This window comes from Pseudomonas sp. R62 (assembly GCF_000257605.1).
GTDB classification, from domain to species: Bacteria; Pseudomonadota; Gammaproteobacteria; order Pseudomonadales; family Pseudomonadaceae; genus Aquipseudomonas; species Aquipseudomonas atacamensis.
Map to the genome: position 1 here is coordinate 3,559,237 of NZ_JH635998.1, position 17,869 is coordinate 3,577,105.

General features: G+C 59.4%; 11 protein-coding genes and 1 pseudogene. 6 read left to right on the forward strand and 6 right to left on the reverse strand.

Going from position 1 to position 17,869, the window contains the following annotated elements; translation table 11 throughout:
- The 3 genes and pseudogenes from OQK_RS30455 to OQK_RS17115 form a co-directional block, all read right to left on the reverse strand.
- Window positions 1-310 (reverse strand): annotated as a pseudogene (locus tag OQK_RS30455) (toxin); the annotation flags it as partial.
- 113 nt (window positions 311-423) lie between these two features.
- A complete protein-coding gene (locus tag OQK_RS17110) occupies window positions 424-4,905 on the reverse strand; it encodes a SpvB/TcaC N-terminal domain-containing protein (protein ID WP_016773453.1) in 4,482 nt (1,493 codons plus the stop codon).
- A 199-nt stretch (window positions 4,906-5,104) separates the two neighbouring features.
- Window positions 5,105-6,628 carry a fumarate hydratase gene (locus tag OQK_RS17115; RefSeq protein ID WP_016773454.1) on the reverse strand — a complete coding sequence of 508 codons (1,524 nt, stop codon included), beginning with the start codon at window positions 6,626-6,628 and terminating at the stop codon, window positions 5,105-5,107.
- Between the two features lie 486 nt (window positions 6,629-7,114).
- Here OQK_RS17115 and OQK_RS17125 point away from each other — a divergent pair, with 486 nt between their 5' ends.
- Genes OQK_RS17125 through OQK_RS17135 form a run of 3 tightly spaced genes read left to right on the forward strand, consistent with a single transcriptional unit; the run spans window position 7,115 to window position 9,921 of the window.
- Entirely contained in the window at window positions 7,115-8,221 is a 1,107-nt protein-coding gene (locus OQK_RS17125) for a GGDEF domain-containing protein (RefSeq protein ID WP_016773456.1), read from the forward strand.
- A complete protein-coding gene (locus OQK_RS17130) occupies window positions 8,214-9,149 on the forward strand; it encodes an iron-sulfur-binding ferredoxin reductase (protein WP_016773457.1) in 936 nt (311 codons plus the stop codon). Before OQK_RS17125 ends, OQK_RS17130 begins: the two co-directional genes overlap by 8 nt.
- A gap of 28 nt (window positions 9,150-9,177) precedes the next feature.
- Window positions 9,178-9,921, forward strand: a complete 744-nt coding sequence (locus tag OQK_RS17135; RefSeq protein WP_016773458.1) for an enoyl-CoA hydratase-related protein — start codon at window positions 9,178-9,180, stop codon at window positions 9,919-9,921.
- Between the two features lie 137 nt (window positions 9,922-10,058).
- Here the strand turns inward: OQK_RS17135 and OQK_RS17140 are convergent, their stop codons facing one another.
- Together OQK_RS17140 and pyk are read right to left on the reverse strand one after the other, a co-directional pair.
- Window positions 10,059-11,354 (reverse strand): delta-60 repeat domain-containing protein, encoded by a 1,296-nt coding sequence (locus tag OQK_RS17140; protein WP_016773459.1) that lies wholly within the window; start codon window positions 11,352-11,354, stop codon window positions 10,059-10,061.
- Between the two features lie 201 nt (window positions 11,355-11,555).
- Window positions 11,556-13,007, reverse strand: coding sequence for a pyruvate kinase (gene pyk / locus OQK_RS17145; RefSeq protein WP_016773460.1), 1,452 nt, complete (start codon window positions 13,005-13,007; stop codon window positions 11,556-11,558).
- A 172-nt stretch (window positions 13,008-13,179) separates the two neighbouring features.
- Between pyk and OQK_RS17150 the strand changes: the two genes are divergently transcribed.
- On the forward strand, window positions 13,180-13,566 hold the full coding sequence (locus tag OQK_RS17150) for a tetratricopeptide repeat protein (protein ID WP_016773461.1): 387 nt from the start codon (window positions 13,180-13,182) through the stop codon (window positions 13,564-13,566).
- 231 nt (window positions 13,567-13,797) lie between these two features.
- On the forward strand, window positions 13,798-14,157 hold the full coding sequence (locus OQK_RS17155; RefSeq protein WP_016773462.1) for a PilZ domain-containing protein: 360 nt from the start codon (window positions 13,798-13,800) through the stop codon (window positions 14,155-14,157).
- A gap of 92 nt (window positions 14,158-14,249) precedes the next feature.
- Here the strand turns inward: OQK_RS17155 and OQK_RS17160 are convergent, their stop codons facing one another.
- A complete protein-coding gene (locus OQK_RS17160) occupies window positions 14,250-14,627 on the reverse strand; it encodes a DUF6124 family protein (RefSeq protein WP_016773463.1) in 378 nt (125 codons plus the stop codon).
- Window positions 14,628-15,080: 453 nt separating this feature from the next.
- Between OQK_RS17160 and OQK_RS30460 the strand changes: the two genes are divergently transcribed.
- Window positions 15,081-17,869: hypothetical protein (locus OQK_RS30460; RefSeq protein ID WP_016773464.1), on the forward strand; the 2,789-nt coding region annotated here is incomplete at its 3' end.

Sequence of the window (17,869 nt, forward strand, 5' to 3'; positions counted from 1 at the left end):
AGTCTGCTTCGGCAGAGCCTGGGGCGTACGTGAAGGTATCGAGCTGATTTTCGCCGTTTCCCGAAACTTCGAGCTGCACCACGCGCAATTGCTCGTCGAAGGTCGACTGCCAGACGTGGCCGCGCTCATCCCAACGGTGTCCGGGCTCCCCGGCCCTGCCCGGCAGCAGCAGGCGCCAGCCGCTATCCCGGCTGTTGGTAAACACGGCGATATCGTTCAGCGCAAACACGCTGGTTGTGTTTGCTGTCGGCAGGCGCGGATCCTGTTGCGCGACCAGACGCCCGGCGACATCGTGGCGCTGGCGAGTCACGAGAGCTTTCGGCGTGTCACCCGCCACGGTACGCAAATAAGCGACCTGACGGACTGGCAGGCCACGCCCGTCGCTGACGGTCAGCGAAGGCGTGCGCCAATGCGCGGAGGCGGTCATGAGCCTGACCCACGCGTAGACACCAGCTCTTCAGCGGTGTCGTTGAAGTCCTCACTGGCGTGATACCAAGGATGATAAGTCTCGCGGGAAAAGTCGCCCTTGGCGTTGATCAGCTTGATCGGACGCCCCGTTGCGTCATAGAACAGCTGATCGAACAACCCGAGTTGGCGCAGCGATTGATCATTGACGTAGCGGTGGGTGTTGGCGAAAAACGGCCGGTATTGGCGCTGCGGCAGACCTTTGTTGTTGTATTCGACGCGTTCACTGATGCGCCAGCGTGTCTGCGTCGGTTGCTCACCTTCTTCGATCAGCAATTGACCATCCTCACCCACCACATAAGCCAACCCGGGGTCGACCTTCTGCTGGGTTTGCAGTACCCGACCAAAGCCGTCGACGCAGGTTTTGACGATCTGGATCTGCGCCTTTATGGCGTCGTAGGGATAGCGGTCAGCGCTGAGCACTACGGTGTGAACCGGTTCTCGGTAAGCCAGTTCAATGGCCGTGAGCAATTGCTGGTCTTCAGGCGTCGGGCCGGGATTTCGCGCAAGCCGGCGACGTGCGCTGGCACGGATATGCCCGCCGGGTAACAGGTCACCTTGCTTGATCGAGCGGCTTTGAAGTGTGGAGGCGGGTATCAGGCCCATCCAGCTGAAAAGGTTTTTGTGCAGAGTGCTCGCTGCGTGTCCTACGGTATCTTCCGGAAACTGAATGGCGTATTCCGGACTGGGATCCGGCAAGGTCCAGTCATCGGTCAGCTTGTCGAATCCGGCAGGTTTGCCGTTCTCGGTACCGTGAAAGCTGATGACCAGCGGCTGACCGGAAGGCTCGTAGATGACTTCTTCAGTGTTGTCATTGGCGTCGGTGATTCGCTTGGGTTTCAGGGCGTGATAATCGAACTCCGCGACCTGGACGGCACAACCGTCGGGCAACTCGATGCGCATGACTGTCAGATGGTGTTGATCGTATTCGGCTTTGGTCACGCCATGGCTTGGCGTTTCATTGAAATCGAGCACGTTGTAGAACGCCTGCAAGTCGCCGTACCGGGCCAGATTGAACCGCGACGACCAGAGGTTTGGTTCCTCGCTGGGCGGTGCTTCGAACAGCAGTTGCATGGGTGAGTAACCAATTGCCGCGAGGGCCTCGCGGATATTCAGGTCCGGCACAATGCTGTAAGCGTCCAGCGCGGTTTTATCCAGCAGGGCAAGCTCCAGAGAGTGCGACAGCGCTTCGAATCCGGCGACGCCGTCATCCAGTTCAGTACCTTCTACGTCCACATAGCGCTGTATGGATTGCGAAGTCAGTACCCTTTCCATGGCCCATTCTTGCGTATCCTGCAGCTCTCTCAGTGATTCGAAAGATACCCGTGCCGGGTTCAACTCGCCGGGGAGCGTACCTTTGGCCAATTTCAGCGCATCGCCCCGTTCCAGATACGGCAAGCCTAATCGCCATTGCTGTGGCTCTGGCAGATTGATCAGACGTGCACGGGTTTCACTGATGTAAAAGTATTGTTGCGCCTCGTCGTGAGCGTCGGACCACCATTGATTCAGATGGTCTTCGGTGAAGGGGGGCGGGCTCTGGGCGGTCAACCTGCGCGCATAGCTCACCGTAAGTGCGTGGGCCGCGGCGCCATAAGCGTTCCAGCGCAGGGTGACCTCGTGGCGGCACAGCGGGTCGTTGATAAAGCCGTCGTACTGATAGCTGATGGCTTCGACCTGAAGGGGCAGCAGAACGGCTGCGGCATATGGCCCCTGTGGCCGCACCTCGCGAACCAGATAGCGCTTCTCTTCTACCGAGTACAGTGCGGCTGCACCGGGCGCCTGCGCATCGGCGCGGTAGGGAAAAATTTCTGTTCGAGCGACCGAGCCAACCAGTGCCTGCGCAATCCGATAGCGACTGTCGGACTCCTCCGGAGTGACGGGCTCATCGATTTCACCTTTGGGGTGGTAACGACTGAACAGGGTTTCGCCCAACGGGCAGGCGTTCACATCCGCGCTGAAATAATCGTCGCGGGAGCGATTGATTTCCTGACCGTTGTGAAACCAGGTGCATGTTTGCACCGGCTCGCTGAAGCCAGGCTCTGAAGGATCGGTTCCAACCTCGCAGTCAAGTTGCTGCAAGTAGCCGAACCCGCGAAATTCCCTCTCCCTGCCGTCGTAGAACCCTTCGCGCCAAGTGAACGACTGGGTCAACCGGTTGCCGGTGATCTCGTCGTGCTGCTCCTGCTTCTTCACCACGGCCAGCGGAAAGGGCAGGTGACATAGCGGTGCACGCTCAAGCGCCAGCAGCCGCTCCTTTTCATCCAGCCATTCCTGAGCCGAGCTGCGATAAGTCACGCTGCTGGAACAGCCCATGTTGTTGTTACTGGTGACCAGCAGGTAGGGCTTGGCTGCAACAAAATCGTAGCGCCAATGCCGCGGCTGGATATGCGGCACCGTCAGAATCAGGCTGGCGCAACCGAGGCCTTGCAGGTCGGCGAAACTGACCTGGCACAAACGGTCATAGCGCACGTCTTCAGGCCACGGCACGCTGACGGGAATCTGCTCCAGGCCGTTGCCGCCCCGGTTCAGGTAAATGTCGAACCCTTCGGATTTGAGATAGATCAATGCCGGCGCGCCGGAGCCATCGAGATCGGCCAGACGTACCCGCGAGGCGTCGAATTCGTCGTAGGTGAAGGGCAGGGCACTGATCTTGCGTCCTTTACCGAATTTGCCATGACCAAGATTCGGCCAGCAGCGGACTTCGTCATGGCGGATGCGGCACAGCTCGGGCATGTCGCTGCCGAGCAGGTTGCCCAGAAGCACCAGTTCGGTTCGCGAGTTGCTGAACACCGGCAGACGGTCGTCTGCGTATTCATGGGGTATTTCCTGTGCGGCGGCGAAGCCTTTTTCGCGCAGGCTGGCATAGAGGCGCACGCGGTCGGGGCTGATGCTGGCCGCTGACATCAGGCCGTCGCCGCTGAAATCCCCCATGGTCAAAGTCAGATCCTGGTGTTCCCGGGGAAACGTGTCGAACGCGCTGAACAGTTCGAATTGCCGCTGCGCATTCAGCGCATGAAACCCGCAGTAACCCAACCGGGCGATGATCAGGTCCAGACGGCCGTCGCCGGTCAGATCAAGCAGTTGCGCCACGGCGCGGTTGCGATCTGCCACCGGGATCCTGTCCAGCAAAACCCATGGGCCGTAACCGATCAGTTCGGTACCAGGCGCCGCGCGTAGCGGTTCTCGGTAATACCAGGCGTTGTCGTAGCGGCAGAGAAAGCCCGGCACGCCCTCGCCATACAAATCGACGCATTGATAGAACCCGCCGTCTTCGATGCCCGGTTGAGTCTCGTTTTCCAACAGGCGTGCAGGTGCCTTGTTGATCTCGAAGGGCGAGTATTCGAACTCTAGCGGCGGTGAGTGCTCGACATTGCCTTGCGCATCGAAGGCCTGATAGTGCGCCGCGCTGATCTGGCTGTAGGCCCACTGCGCAGTGTTCTGGATCGGTCGATATTCCAGCAGCAGGCGACGTGCAAGTTTTGCCTCTGTCGCCAGGCCCCCGGGGAAGTGATGAAACATCAACACTTGCTGGCAGAGCCTGCGGGTGCTCAGCTCAAAACCCTGGCCATAGGTGGAAAACGGATCAGGCCGCAGCCGCCAGCGGTTCACTTCCTCGTAGCTCGGAATCTCCGTCAGCGAATTGCTGCGTTCGCCGTAATCGAACACCAGTTGAAAATGCCATGGCAGATCCGTCGGTCGGTCAGTGTCCCAGCTGTAAAGGTGATCGCTCGCCGTGGCATTGCCGTAACACACTCGTCGCAGATAGCGCTGGGCGCGGTAGTCGTGAATCGGGTCTTGCTCGTCAGGCTGATCGTCGGCCTTGTACTCGTAGCAGATGTGTTCGCCATGGGCGTTCATGCTTTCACACAATAGCCAGCTGCTGATGCGTGATGGGTCGTCGGGGTCGGCACGGCGTGAGGCGGTGGTTTTGCCGTAGACATGCAACGTACCGTCGGCGCCGTGGATCAGCCAGAAAGGGGCTCCGCCGTCAGCCGGATGCCAGCATTCGCGCAGGGAAAAATCACTTTCGATCCGCGCCCGGTAAGTCACGACGTTGTGTTCGGCAATGGGGCGGTCTCTGTAGCTGTGTTCCGTGCGCGACTTCAGGTTTCCGGCATCATCGAGCTCCGGCATCCACACCTCGCCGTCATGCCCGATGATTTCATCGTGCTCGGTATAACGTGGAACACCTTTGTTGGTGCGGCGGCTGATCTGGCTCAGGCCCAGGTTGCAACCAAGGCCAAACGGGCCGTTACCGCTCTGGCTGTTGATTGACAGGGGTATTTGCGGGCCGTAGCCACGACCGCTTGAGAGCGGGATCGGCAATTCGCATCCAGCCGAGGCGGTCGGCCCGACGGCGCTCCAGCTTTTGCCGATGGTGGCGATCGATGAGCTCTTGGCGATGGAGGGAGCTGTGATGCTGAGGTCTTGATCGGCCATGGTCGAGTCCATTCGCGCTACATAGGGCGTATGGATAGACGCTAACAGGAGTGGGCCAGAGATGGACCTGTCAGATCTGACAGGTGCACAAGATCGTTTTCTGTGCTTGGGCGATTCTTTTATCGCAATTGGTTTGAACAAGCAAAAACGGCCGGGGCATCTTTGCGGATGCACCGGCCGTCTTCATGACGCCAGAGGCTTACTGCACTTCTACCGCCAGGCTTTCGCTGATCTTCTGTTGCCAGATCGCCGGGCCGGTGATGTGTACCGACTCACCTTTGCTGTCCACCGCTACGGTGACCGGCATGTCCTTGACCTCGAACTCGTAGATCGCTTCCATGCCCAGCTCGGCAAATGCCAGCACCTTGGACTTCTTGATCGCTTGCGCAACCAGGTACGCAGCGCCGCCGACGGCCATCAGGTACACAGCCTTGTTGTCCTTGATCGCGTCGATCGCGGTCGGGCCGCGCTCGGACTTGCCGATCATGCCCAGCAGGCCGGTCTGCTCGAGGATCTGGCGGGTGAACTTGTCCATCCGCGTTGCGGTGGTCGGGCCGGCCGGGCCAACCACTTCGTCACCGACCGGATCAACCGGGCCGACGTAGTAGATGAAGCGACCCTTGAGGTCGACCGGCAGGGTTTCACCCTTGTTGAGCATTTCGACCATGCGCTTGTGCGCCGCGTCGCGACCGGTGAGCATCTTGCCGTTGAGCAGCACGGTTTCGCCCGGCTTCCAGCTCTGCACGTCTTCCGGGGTCAGGGTGTCGAGGTTGACACGACGCGCCGACGGGCCGGCTTCCCAGACGATTTCCGGGTAGGCGTCCAGCGGTGGCGCTTCCAGCGAGGCCGGGCCGGAACCGTCGAGCACGAAGTGTGCGTGACGGGTGGCGGCGCAGTTGGGGATCATGCACACCGGCAGCGAGGCAGCGTGGGTCGGGTAGTCCATGATTTTCACGTCGAGCACGGTGGTCAGGCCACCGAGGCCCTGGGCGCCGATGCCCAACTGGTTGACCTTTTCGAACAGTTCCAGACGCATTTCTTCGATGCGGTTCTGCGGACCACGGGCCTTCAGCTCGTGGATGTCGATGGATTCCATCAACACTTCCTTGGCCATCACTGCGGCCTTCTCGGCGGTGCCGCCGATGCCGATACCCAGCATGCCCGGTGGGCACCAGCCGGCGCCCATGGTCGGCACGGTCTTCAATACCCAGTCGACGATCGAGTCGGACGGGTTGAGCATGGCCATTTTCGACTTGTTCTCGGAACCGCCGCCCTTGGCCGCCACGTCCACTTCCACGGTGTTACCCGGGACGATGGAGTAGTGAATTACGGCCGGGGTGTTGTCCTTGGTGTTCTTGCGAGCGCCTGCCGGGTCGGCAAGGATCGATGCCCGCAGGACGTTTTCCGGCAGGTTGTAAGCGCGACGCACGCCTTCGTTGATCATGTCGTCCAGGCCCATGGTGGCGCCATCCCAGCGCACGTCCATGCCGACACGGACGAACACGGTGACGATACCGGTGTCCTGGCAGATCGGGCGATGGCCGGTGGCGCACATGCGCGAGTTGATCAGGATCTGCGCCATCGAATCACGGGCCGCTGGCGATTCTTCGCGCAGGTAGGCTTCGTGCATCGCCTGGATGAAATCCACGGGGTGGTAATAGGAAATGAACTGCAGGGCGTCGGCAACGCTCTGAATCAGGTCATCTTGCTTGATCACGGTCATGAGTCGCGCTCCTCTGAAAACGGTGGGGAAGCTACAGGCTTCTAGCTTCGAGCGGCAAGTTAAAGCATTACGCGGACAGCTTGAGCTTGCCGCTTGAGGCTTGCGGCTTATGGCTGTCCCTTTGTGGCGCGACGCTAAAAAGGCGCGGCAGTATACCGCGCCTCGGTGGTGGGGGCACATTGGCTTTTGGTCGGATGACCCTGTGGCGAGGGGATTTATCCCCGCTCGGCTGCGCAGCAGTCGTAAAACCTGTGAGCTCAGTGTGATTGACAGGTTGCAGGGGGCCATTTCGCAGCCCATCGAAGAGAAATCCCCTCACCACAGGGACCTGGTGCGGGCATCAATGCAGCTCAATCAGGTCATGCATTTGACGTCAATTTTCGAGCCCGAAAATCGGTGGTCATTTAGCGACCGGCCCTCTAAAGTGGCATCCGGTCTGTAGAGTAGGACACTCGGTCAGCCTCCTATCGCACGGTGAGTCAACGATTGACCCATAACGCCATTCAACGCCTTTTGCTCAAACGCTTCGCCCTCGCTGCGGCCACCTACGGATTGGCTTTGCTGCTGCTGTGGCTGGCGTTTTTCACCGGGCATTATCAGCAATCGCTCAGTGGAGTGGCCATCGGCAGCGCTCTGGTGGTCATCAGTCAGGCGAGCCTTTTCGCCATGTTCTGGAGCGGGCGCAACCAGCGCTTCGCCGACCCCAGCCTGACCGAAGCGCAAGTGCTGATGGGCCTCGGCTGGCAGACGTGGCTGATCGCCCATGTCGACGAGGCACGCGGCGCGTTTCTGGTGTTTTATGTGCTGATCCTGCTGTTCGGCCTGTTCCATCTCACCCGACGGGTGTTCATCCGCTGCGCGCTGCTGGTGTTCTTCAGTTTCTCCGCGATTACCCTGTGGGACGCTTACCATTTCCGTCTGGCGGAGCCTGCGCTCGCGGCGTTGCAAGTGTGCATTCTGGCGATGGTTTTGGCGTGGCTGGTGCTTTACGCACGCTTTGTCCAGGTCTCGCGGCAACGTCAGCGTCAGCGCCGGTTTGCCTTGCAGGCGCATCAGGACACCCTGCGCGGGATGATGCGCCAGCTTGAAGACCTGGTGGCCACCGACGAACTGACCGGGCTGTTCAATCGCCGGCATTTCCTGCGCATCGCCTCGCGCGAGCTCAACGCGTTGGACGGCGACGTAATGCACGGGCTGGCGCTGATCGATCTGGACCACTTCAAACGCATCAACGATCTGCACGGCCACGCCGCCGGCGATCAGGTATTGCAGGCGTTTGCCGGGGTGGCGCAAGCCTGCCTGCGCGACGGTGACGTGCTGGCGCGTTATGGTGGCGAAGAATTCGTGGTGCTGGTGCCCGACTGCGATGCCGAACGCCTGACCGCGTGTTGCGAGCGTTTGCGCATCGCCTTCAGCGAGGTGGAATTGATGGGCCTGCAAGTGCGCAACCTGAGCCTGTCGGCGGGCATGACCCTGCTGTCCGTTGGCGATGATCTGGATGAGGCGTTGCAGCGTGCCGATCAGGCGCTGTACCGGGCCAAGCGTGACGGGCGCAATCGTTGTGCCGCCGCGTGGGAGAACGTCGATGCCTGAATTGCGTGTCGGTGATCGGCAGTGGAGGGTTGAGGCGGGCAGCAATCTGCTCGACAGTCTCAATCAGAACGGCGTTGCCGTGCCCTACAGCTGTCGCGCCGGCAGTTGCCATGCCTGTCTGGTGCAATGCGTGCAAGGCCTGCCCAGCGACAACCGTCCGGACGCCTTGAGCGCCGAGCAACGTCAGGACGGTTGGCGCCTGGCCTGCCAATGCCAAGTGGTCGAAGACTTGCAGGTGCACACCTTCGACCCGATTACTGACGGTCTACCGGCCTTGGTCGAAGCGCTGGACTGGCTCAGCGACAGCGTTCTGCGCCTGCGCCTGACCCCACAGCGGCCATTGCGCTACAGCGCCGGCCAGCATCTGGTGTTGTGGATCGGCCACATCGCCCGCCCTTACTCGCTGGCGAGCCTGCCGCAAGAAGACCGCTTTCTGGAGTTTCACCTCGATTGCCGCCAGCCCGGCGAATTCGTCGATGCCGCCCGCAAGCTGCAGATCGGCGACTCGATCCGCCTCGGCGAGCTGCGCGGCGGTGCTTTGCACTATGACCCGGACTGGCATACGCGCCCGCTGTGGCTGCTGGCCGCCGGTAGCGGTTTAGGTCCGTTGTTCGGTGTGCTGCGCGAAGCCTTGCGTCAGGATCACCAAGGCGCCATCCGCGTCATTCACCTGGCCCATGACGAACGTGAGCACTATCTGGCCAAACCCCTTGCCGCACTGGCTGCGCAGCGGGAAAACCTCAGTGTCCAGCTGTGGACGGCGGCCGAGTCGGCCGCCGCTTTGGCGCAACTGCGCCTTGTTTCCCGGCAGACCCTGGCCTTAGTCTGCGGCTCGACGGCCAGTGTCGACGCCTTCGCCAAGCGTCTGTACCTGGCCGGATTGCCGCGCAATCAACTGCTGGCCGACGTGTTTGTGAGCCGTGGTTGAGCGCTGATTTTCAGACGCGAGACACGCCATGACCGAAGCCATCCTGCTGGAACGCGAACGCGGTTTGCTGACCCTGCGCCTCAACCGCCCGGGCAAGAAAAACGCCCTGACCCGCGCCATGTACAGCCGCCTCGCCGAAGCACTGAAACAGGCCGACAGCGACCCCGAAATCAACGCCGTGCTGATCAGCGGCAGCGCCGAGTGCTTCACGGCCGGTAACGACATTGCCGACTTCCTCGAACAACCGCCGAGCGACCTCGACAGCCCGGTGTTTCACTTCATGCTCAATCTGCTCGAATGCCGCAAACCAGTGATCGCCGCCGTCTCCGGTGCCGCGGTGGGTATCGGCACGACCCTGCTGCTGCATTGCGATCTGGTCTATGTCAGCCGCGACGCCCGGCTGCGCATGCCGTTCGTCAACCTCGGATTGTGTCCCGAATTCGGTTCCAGCCTGATCCTGCCGCGTTTGCTCGGGCAAGCGAAAGCGGCTGAATTGTTATTGCTCGGTGAAGGCTTTAGCGGCGAACAGGCTGCGCAGTGGGGGATCGCCACCGAAGCGCTGGACAGCGGTGAAGCGGCGTTGAGCAAGGCGCGAGAAGTGGCGCTGCGGTTTGATGACTTGCCGGCCGAAGCGGTGCACATCAGCAAGCAACTGATGCGAGCGCCGGATCGGGATCTGCTACGCAAGGTGATCGAGGAGGAGGGTGCGTTGTTCACCCAGCGCCTGCGTTCGCCGGAGGCGTTTGCGGCGTTGAGCAGGTTTTTTCGGTGACGGTCAAGACGCCTTCGCGAGCAGGCTCGCTCCCACGGGGGAACGCATTTCAAAGTTGGGAGCGAGCCTGCTCGCGAAAGGGGTTGACCAGACCATAAAACTCTCAATCAGGGGCAGCCGGTAAACTCGTCGCCAGGTCACTCGATCAATCCACGGCCGACGCATTGAACCCGTTGCCCGTCGACTTGCCTTTGGCCGAGGAACGTCATTTTACCTTCACCGATTGCAACCCCGGTCCAGATCCCCCTCTCCAGGTCGAACACTCGCCAGCCTTTGCCATCCGCAAAATCCGTGTCCAATTTGCCGTCATCGGTGAATCTGGCAATAACATGGTTAAAACCAGAGGACACTTGACTCAGCCCGGCAACAAGTATGTGTCCGCTGCTCTGGATGGACGCGTCAAGCCATAAGGTGTCAATGCCTTGCAGTCTGCTCAGAAGTGGTTTGCCTGCGTTGAACTGGATGTTGGGTTTACCGTCGGATTCCCGGCTGATCAATACGCCATGGTGTGCAGGCTCGGTATACCCAACGGATAACAGCCGCTTATTCGTCTGCCCGATAACTTTCAAGACATTGACGCTCAGCGAGTTCTCTATCGGATCCATCACTTCAAAGCCATCAACGGCGAACGAGTCATCAATTTTCCCGGTAGCAGTCAAGCGGTTGAGTACTGCCCGGTAAGGATCATTGCCACGTACACAGCCCGCGAGCACGTAGGTCCCATCCTGTTTTGCCAATAGATCGTATAGCTCCGTGTGAGTGAAATTCGGGTGGAGAACATAGGCGATTTCTCCCTCGTTAAATTCAATATCCCGTGTGCCGTCAGGCAAGAGCCGAATGACGGCTGTCGCCACTTTGTTTCCATCCCGATCTACGGTGGTATGCAATACGATCTTGCCGTCAGGCAGAACGGTCGACCGCTGGCTACCGGTTTTTGAGTTCGCTGCGTTGGGTAGTTGCTGGTGCTTCTGATCTGCCGTGTCGTCATCCGTGAGGTAAACAGCGACTTTGCCGGTTTTGTTGAATGCCGGATCAAGGTTGCCAGCGATGTCGAGACGCACAACTCCTATGGCACGCTCGAGGTTAGCCTGAAAGAAACTGCCGATGAGCAGCAGTTTGCCGTCGGCCTGTTCCACTATTTCGTTAGCGAAGGAATGCGATCCTTCTCCGTCCTCAAATTGACCGGTTACGTAGCCACTCTGGCCAAATTGAGTGTCGTGTACGCCATTGCTATCCAGTCTGATCAAGTAGTAGGCATCACCGTTCGATTGGCCTACGCTTCCCGCGATATAGGTGCGCCCTGATTTGTCGACCATCACCCCCCGCAGGACAAGGTTTCCTGAAAAATCGGGAGGTTTTTTCGGAGTGGCAACGCCCTGATTGCCAAACGTTGGGTCGAATTTACCTGGCGAGATGTTTGCCGCAACGTCCATCTTCAATCCTCCTTGATCACGACTCGTGCCCAGTCTTGAGTGATTGGGTGGTGAAGTAGCACGCTAGTCAAGAATGGCTCTTGCAACAACTGACAGAACTGACAGTTGACGTTCTGTGAAAACTGGTTTTCAGCGACATGCAGACAACAAAAAGCCCCGCCATTCACATGGCGGGGCTTTTGCGTTTCAGCGGCCGGTCACTCAGACCTGCGGATCACCGACATGCAGGATCTTCATGCCGTTGGTGCCGCCAGTGGTCTGGTAGCTGTCGCCCTTGGTCAGGATGACCCAGTCGCCTTTTTCCACAACGCCGCGCTTGGTCAGTTCGTCGATGGCTTTCTGGCTGACTTCGTGCGGCTCCAGCGAGGCCGGGTCGAACGGGATGGTGTAGACGCCACGGAACATCGCCGCGCGGGCCTGGGCTTCGCGGTGCGGGGTGAACGCGTAGATCGGCACCGAGGAGCGGATCCGCGACATGATCAGCGGGGTGAAGCCGCTTTCAGTCAACGCAATGATCGCTTTGACGCCCGGGAAGTGGTTGGCGGTGTACATGGTCGCCAGCGCGATGCTTTCGTCGCAGCGGCTGAATTCCTTGCCGATGCGGTGGCTGGAAGTCTTGCCGGTCGGGTGCTTCTCGGCGCCGACGCAGATGCGCGCCATCGCCTGCACGGCTTCCAGCGGGTAGAGACCAGCGGCGGATTCTGCCGAGAGCATCACAGCGTCGGTATAGTCGAGCACGGCGTTGGCCACGTCGGACACTTCAGCGCGGGTCGGCATCGGGTTCTGGATCATCGACTCCATCATCTGCGTCGCGACGATCACCGCTTTGTTGTGGCGGCGTGCGTGCAGAATGATTTTCTTCTGAATGCCCACCAGCTCGGCGTCGCCGATTTCCACACCGAGGTCGCCACGGGCAACCATCACTGCGTCGGAAGCCTTGATCAGGCCATCGAGGGTTTCGTCGTCGGCCACGGCTTCGGCGCGTTCGATCTTCGCCACCAGCCAGGCTGTGCCGCCGGCCTCGTCACGCAGTTGACGGGCGTATTCCATGTCGGCGGCGTCACGCGGGAAGGACACTGCGAGGTAGTCGACTTCCATTTCGGCGGCGAGCTTGATGTCGGCCTTGTCTTTTTCAGTCAGGGCCGGGGCAGTCAGACCACCACCGCGACGGTTGATGCCTTTGTGGTCGGACAGCGGGCCGCCGATGGTCACCACGCAATGCAGCTCGGTGGCAGTGGCGGTTTCAACGCGCATCACCACGCGGCCGTCGTCGAGCAGCAGCTCGTCGCCCACGCCGCAGTCCTTGACCAGATCCGGGTAGTCGATGCCGACCACTTGCTGATTGCCTTCGGTCAACGGATGGCTGGTGGAGAAGGTGAACTTGTCACCGATCTTCAGCTCGATCTTCTTGTTGGCGAATTTGGCGATACGGATTTTCGGGCCTTGCAGGTCGCCGAGCAGGGCGACGAAGCGGCCGTGCTTGGCAGCGAGGTCACGCACCAGTTTCGCGCGAGCCTTGTGCTCGTCGGGGGTGCCGTGGGAGAAGTTCAGACGGGCAACGTCCAGACCAGCCAGAATCAGCTGTTCGAGAACTTCCGGCGAGTTACTGGCCGGGCCAAGGGTAGCGACGATTTTGGTACGACGGACGGACATGCAAAGACTCCTGAGTTCAAGCGCAGGCAGAGGCTACTATGCTCGAAGGGTGTAGTCATTGTTCGAATGCACTACTTATCGTTTTCTTTATTGAACGTGGCAACTTCGGGACAAACGCGCCTGAAGATTTTCGACCAGGGGTCGATACAGAGCACAAGACAGGAGAACCCCCATGCGATTGTTGCCCATTGCCGCCCTTGCCCTCAGCGTCCTCGCCGCGACGGGCTGCACCCGTTGGTCGATGAACCATCATTTGAACAACGCCTACAGCGCCTATGAACGTGGCAATTGCGAGCAGGTCATGCTTGAACTGTCAAAGGTCGAACGTGCGAGCCGCGCCCGCCCGTACGTGTGGCCGGAAGTGTCGATGATGCGCGGCCAGTGCCTGGAACGGCAGAAGCTGTACATCGACGCGGTGCAGACCTACCAGTTCATCATCGCTTCGTACCCCAACAGCGAATACGCCTACCGCGCCCGCGCGCGTCTGGAAACCTTGCAGAGCCTGGGCCATTACCCGACACGCAGCGCCGCTGCGGTGGTGCGGCCGACACGCTTCTGACGGTACTGTCGTACAAAATCTGGCCGTCTGTACAAGCTCCGCTATAGTCAAGGAAACCGCTTGCGAGGCTTGTCTCGATGGCGGCGCAACACCTGCGACTGGCAGTGGTAAAAGTGACGGCGATTGTCGCGACCGTCACACCGGAAGCGGGGAGAGCGGGCCTGCCTACAGGCTCGTTCCGAAGCACAGGTGCGGCTCCCTGGCGGAGCCCTGCATGGCGTACAGCACATCATGTTTACCGACCGCCGGATCGAACGGCACCAGTTGCCGTATTACCTCAGAGTGTTCAATAGCATCACCGACAAACCCGTGGGCTTTCTCGGCAACGTGTCTGCGGACGGGCTGATGCTGATCAGCCAGTTGCCGATGATGATCGGCGCAGATTTCCAGTTACGCCTCAAAGTCCCGGCCCGCGATGGCAGCCAGCAAATCATCGATTTCAGCGCCTGCTGCGTGTGGTGCCATGAAGACGCCACACCGCTGCATTACGACGCTGGTTTCATCCTGCGGCGTGCGCCGGCGGAGTTCGGCGAGCTGGTGCTGGCGCTGAAGCAGTACTTCAGTTTTCAGCCGTTGCCCGCTTCTGCCTGAACAACAAAAGATCGCAGCCTTCGGCAGCTCCTACAGGGGAACGCATTCCAGATGTAGGAGCTGCCGCAGGCTGCGATCTTTTGATCTTGACGTCACGCCACCGCGATTGCCCGCTCCTGATCCAGCGCCTTCTCCGCCAGCAATAACCCCATCTCGCTCAACTGATAGATCGCCATCGCCAGATGTCGCGGCTTGTCCTCGAGGCTGTCCGCCAGGTCGAGCAGCAGAATGCTGACCGAAGAAAAGGTCTCGTAGGTCTGAATGGCCATCGCTTCGGGGTTGATGTCGGGCGCGACCATGAACATCTGCATGCCGCGATCGACGGAATTGCACGACGGCGCAGCGCCGGGTTTTTTCAGGTAGTGATCGAGGGCTTTTTCAGCGGCCTGGTGGAGTCTGGTGGAATCGGCGGAAGCGTAGGGAGAGGTCGAGTCTTCGCTTTCAGGGGGATTGGGTGTTGGTTTGATCATTGTCTGCACACTCATAGTTGGGGCATCCACCTCTTCGCGACTAAACGAAAGGGTGGCGGCTGTAAGCAGGTTAGTCGACCGGGAGTGCACAAACCGGCGCGCCCTGAGGCGCCCTGCGAACAGCCACCATCGAGTGCGGGGATAGGGATTACCCGACTTGATGACGCTTATGCGCAATGCACGACCCGGGCGACTAAACCCGACCACTGATTGGCAGCGGCACGGATCACGTTACGGGGCAGCTTCAAAGCGCACAAGCCGGCGGATTCTGAGTGATGTGTAGGCAACGGCGCAAGCTGATGTAGCCGCGTGCTAATGGCTGAAGGACGTCTGCATGTTGCAGCGTGGGAATAGTTACCGCTGGTCGGGACTGTCAGGTTTTACAGGTGTCATTTCGTGCTTACGGTTCTTCAATGAGGCACCCAGATACCGACGGTATAAGGAAGCTCAATCATGTCCGACCATGAGAACCCAGGCTCCAATTCTCCAGAAGATCGCCCGTTTCCTGAGGACCATCGCCCTTCCCAAAAATCCGATGATCCGATTTCCGAAGAGCCGGGAATATTGGTCGCGGATTTGGAGTATGAGGCCGGCTCCGGGTCACTGTTAGTAGATACCACGATGGACTTCAAGTTTCGTATACCGGTAAACGATGGCCGCTATCACAAAGTTCATCTGGATTTTCACGGAGCCGATAATTACTACCGGCGTATCACTGAAAGTGCATGGTTGGGGGGCGTCTGGCACAGTATTCGAGTCGAAGACCTTCCCGAGAGTGACCTGCAAGTCAGAGTTGATGGAAGATGGCATTACGTTGATCAATGGTCAAGGTGGACACCGCGGACTTTGCTTGTCAGAAAGGCTGCTCGCATTGCTAGCAATCGTACTGTGACTACAACGGTTCCAGGCCTCGCCGGTAAAGGCAGCAAAATCACGCTTGTGCGTCCCAATTCAGGCTCTGTACTGAGCACAACGACCATTACCAATGGCTACGGAAATTGGACTGTCACCCTCCTTGATAATGTCCCCCAGGGTTTACAGGATTTCATCATCCGTGAGGAGTATGGAAGTACGCAGGGGCGCTACGCGGGGAAAGCGTCACTGACCGTACTCAAGCCTGTAACGCTCACGCCGTTGCCGCAGGTTATAAATACACAAACGCCGCAATTTGCGGGTACAGGCGGTCTGCACCAAGCGATGACGAGAGTGGATGTTTACATCAAAGGCACATCGATCAAAGTATTGGCCGACGCAAAGATCGAAATTGATGGGTCATGGGGTGGTACCAGCACTTATACGTTTGCGTTCGGCGAAAATTATTCTCTAGTCGCCAGTCAAAGATACGATGGCGCAACATCTGTGCCGTCAGTCCAACGAAATTTTTATGTCATTGACCCCCCCCGAATAACGTCTCCTGGATTGACGCAGACGGTGGACATGACATCGACGTTCACAGGCACTGTCGTCGCCGGGATCTCCAGTGCTGTTGCTGTGCGTTCGGAAAACACCCAAGCTCAAATCAGCATCCCAACCGATGCCGCCACAGGCGCATGGTCTGCATCTTTCACGCTGACACCTGGTCCGCATTCAATTGTCGGCACGCATACCTATTTGGGAGTGACATCGCTGACCAGCCAACCCTTCGGCATACGGGTACGCACGGGCAAGCCGACGGTCACATACACGCAAGCCAATGAAACGATCACATTTTCCGGCACCGGACATTTCGACGAGAAGCTCAGAACTGAAATCGAGTTCACTATCCTCGAAAGTCCAGCCCCAATGCCGGTCGCGCCTCCCAACGCACAAGTACAGCGCAACGGCACTTGGAGCACCGCCGTAACGGGCTGGAAACTTGGCACCTATGAGATCAACGCCGTCCAGAAGATCAGAGACAACGCCGGCGGCTGGATCGACTCGCTGCCGCTGACCTTTGAGGTCAAAAACATTCTCCCCGATGTCAGTGACGTGCAATTCACCGACGACTACCAACCGACCTTCAGCGGCAAAGGCTTCAACGGCGCCACGGTGTATCTGCACAGGCCCAATAGCGGAGATCACGAAGCGCCTCCAGTTGCGGTCAACGGCGGGCAATGGTCAAGCAAGGCTTATACGGTCTGGGGACCGTCGTTCGAGCGTGAGGTACACATAAAGCAATTTCTCGACGGTCATCAGTCGCCAAACTGGTTTGTGCTGAAAGTCACCATCGCGCCGCAAGCCCCAGGCCTGAACGACCCTGAAGATGAAGGGCTTTCGCCAAGGTTCAGCGGTACGTGCTGGCCGGATGCAACCGTGAACATTGAGTACAGCGACGAACCCGGCATTGTGCACCAGGGTGTCGTCATTGGTGACACGTGGGAGTTCAGGCGCGACAAAGAATTTGCCCCGGATATTTCCCATACCGTCACGGTAACCCAAGTCGCCGCGCAGCAAACTTCGGAGCCGGCGTCCAGAACCTTTATTGTCAGGAGGCCGATGGTCACGCCAGTGATTACTCAGCCGCCGGACGGCTCGGAAGTCGGCCGTGTCGTAACGGTCGAGGGCACGATGGGAATGGTGGGTGCTACCTTGCAACTGCGTGACAAACGGTTTGGCCGTCCGTTGGGAGAGCCGAAAGTATTGAGCCAGGACGGCGACTGGTCGATTGACCTGAGCCTTCTGGAATTCAGGCTCTACACCTTCGACGCACAGCAGACACTGGACGGTCGACCGTCGCTGTACAGTGACGAGCATGAATTGACGGTGGTGTTGCTGCCGCCAGAATTTCTCCAGCCGATACCAAACGGCAAGTTGCCACGAACTGCATTGCTCGAGGGTACCGGCATGAGGGGCGGGGTTGTCGAAGTCTGTCTGCTAGGGCTCACCGAACCTCTGCTCAGTAATGTCGATGTCGACTGGCACGGCATTTGGCAAGCCGAAGTGACGTTGCCGGTGGGCAGCAAAACAATCTGGGCTCGGCAAAGGTACATGGATGAAAGCGGCACACTGCAGGAGTCGAAAGACAACGAGCCGCTGCACTTTGACGTCGTGCCGGCCGCCCCCTTCATTGAAACTCCGGTCGAGGACGATGCCATCGGGCAGCAGGTGGTGGTGTGCGGTTTTGGCGTGCCGGGCGATACGGTTACGGTGACGCTGGTCGGTGCCACGCGCTCAGAGCCGGCAAGTGGAATCGTGCAGGAAAATCGCACCTGGTCAGTGATGCTCGCTGCAAGTTCGCTGGTCGGGGGGCTTTACCGGCTGGA

What these genes read in the sequence shown, in the direction of transcription:
- OQK_RS17110 (WP_016773453.1), bottom strand. Translation starts at nt 4,905, where the DNA reads ATGGCCGATCAAGACCTCAGCATCACAGCTCCCTCCATCGCCAAGAGC.
- OQK_RS17155 (WP_016773462.1), top strand. Translation starts at nt 13,798, where the DNA reads ATGTTTACCGACCGCCGGATCGAACGGCACCAGTTGCCGTATTACCTC.
- pyk (WP_016773460.1), bottom strand. Translation starts at nt 13,007, where the DNA reads ATGTCCGTCCGTCGTACCAAAATCGTCGCTACCCTTGGCCCGGCCAGT.
- OQK_RS17160 (WP_016773463.1), bottom strand. Translation starts at nt 14,627, where the DNA reads ATGATCAAACCAACACCCAATCCCCCTGAAAGCGAAGACTCGACCTCT.
- OQK_RS17135 (WP_016773458.1), top strand. Translation starts at nt 9,178, where the DNA reads ATGACCGAAGCCATCCTGCTGGAACGCGAACGCGGTTTGCTGACCCTG.
- OQK_RS17130 (WP_016773457.1), top strand. Translation starts at nt 8,214, where the DNA reads ATGCCTGAATTGCGTGTCGGTGATCGGCAGTGGAGGGTTGAGGCGGGC.
- OQK_RS17140 (WP_016773459.1), bottom strand. Translation starts at nt 11,354, where the DNA reads ATGGACGTTGCGGCAAACATCTCGCCAGGTAAATTCGACCCAACGTTT.
- OQK_RS17150 (WP_016773461.1), top strand. Translation starts at nt 13,180, where the DNA reads ATGCGATTGTTGCCCATTGCCGCCCTTGCCCTCAGCGTCCTCGCCGCG.
- OQK_RS17115 (WP_016773454.1), bottom strand. Translation starts at nt 6,628, where the DNA reads ATGACCGTGATCAAGCAAGATGACCTGATTCAGAGCGTTGCCGACGCC.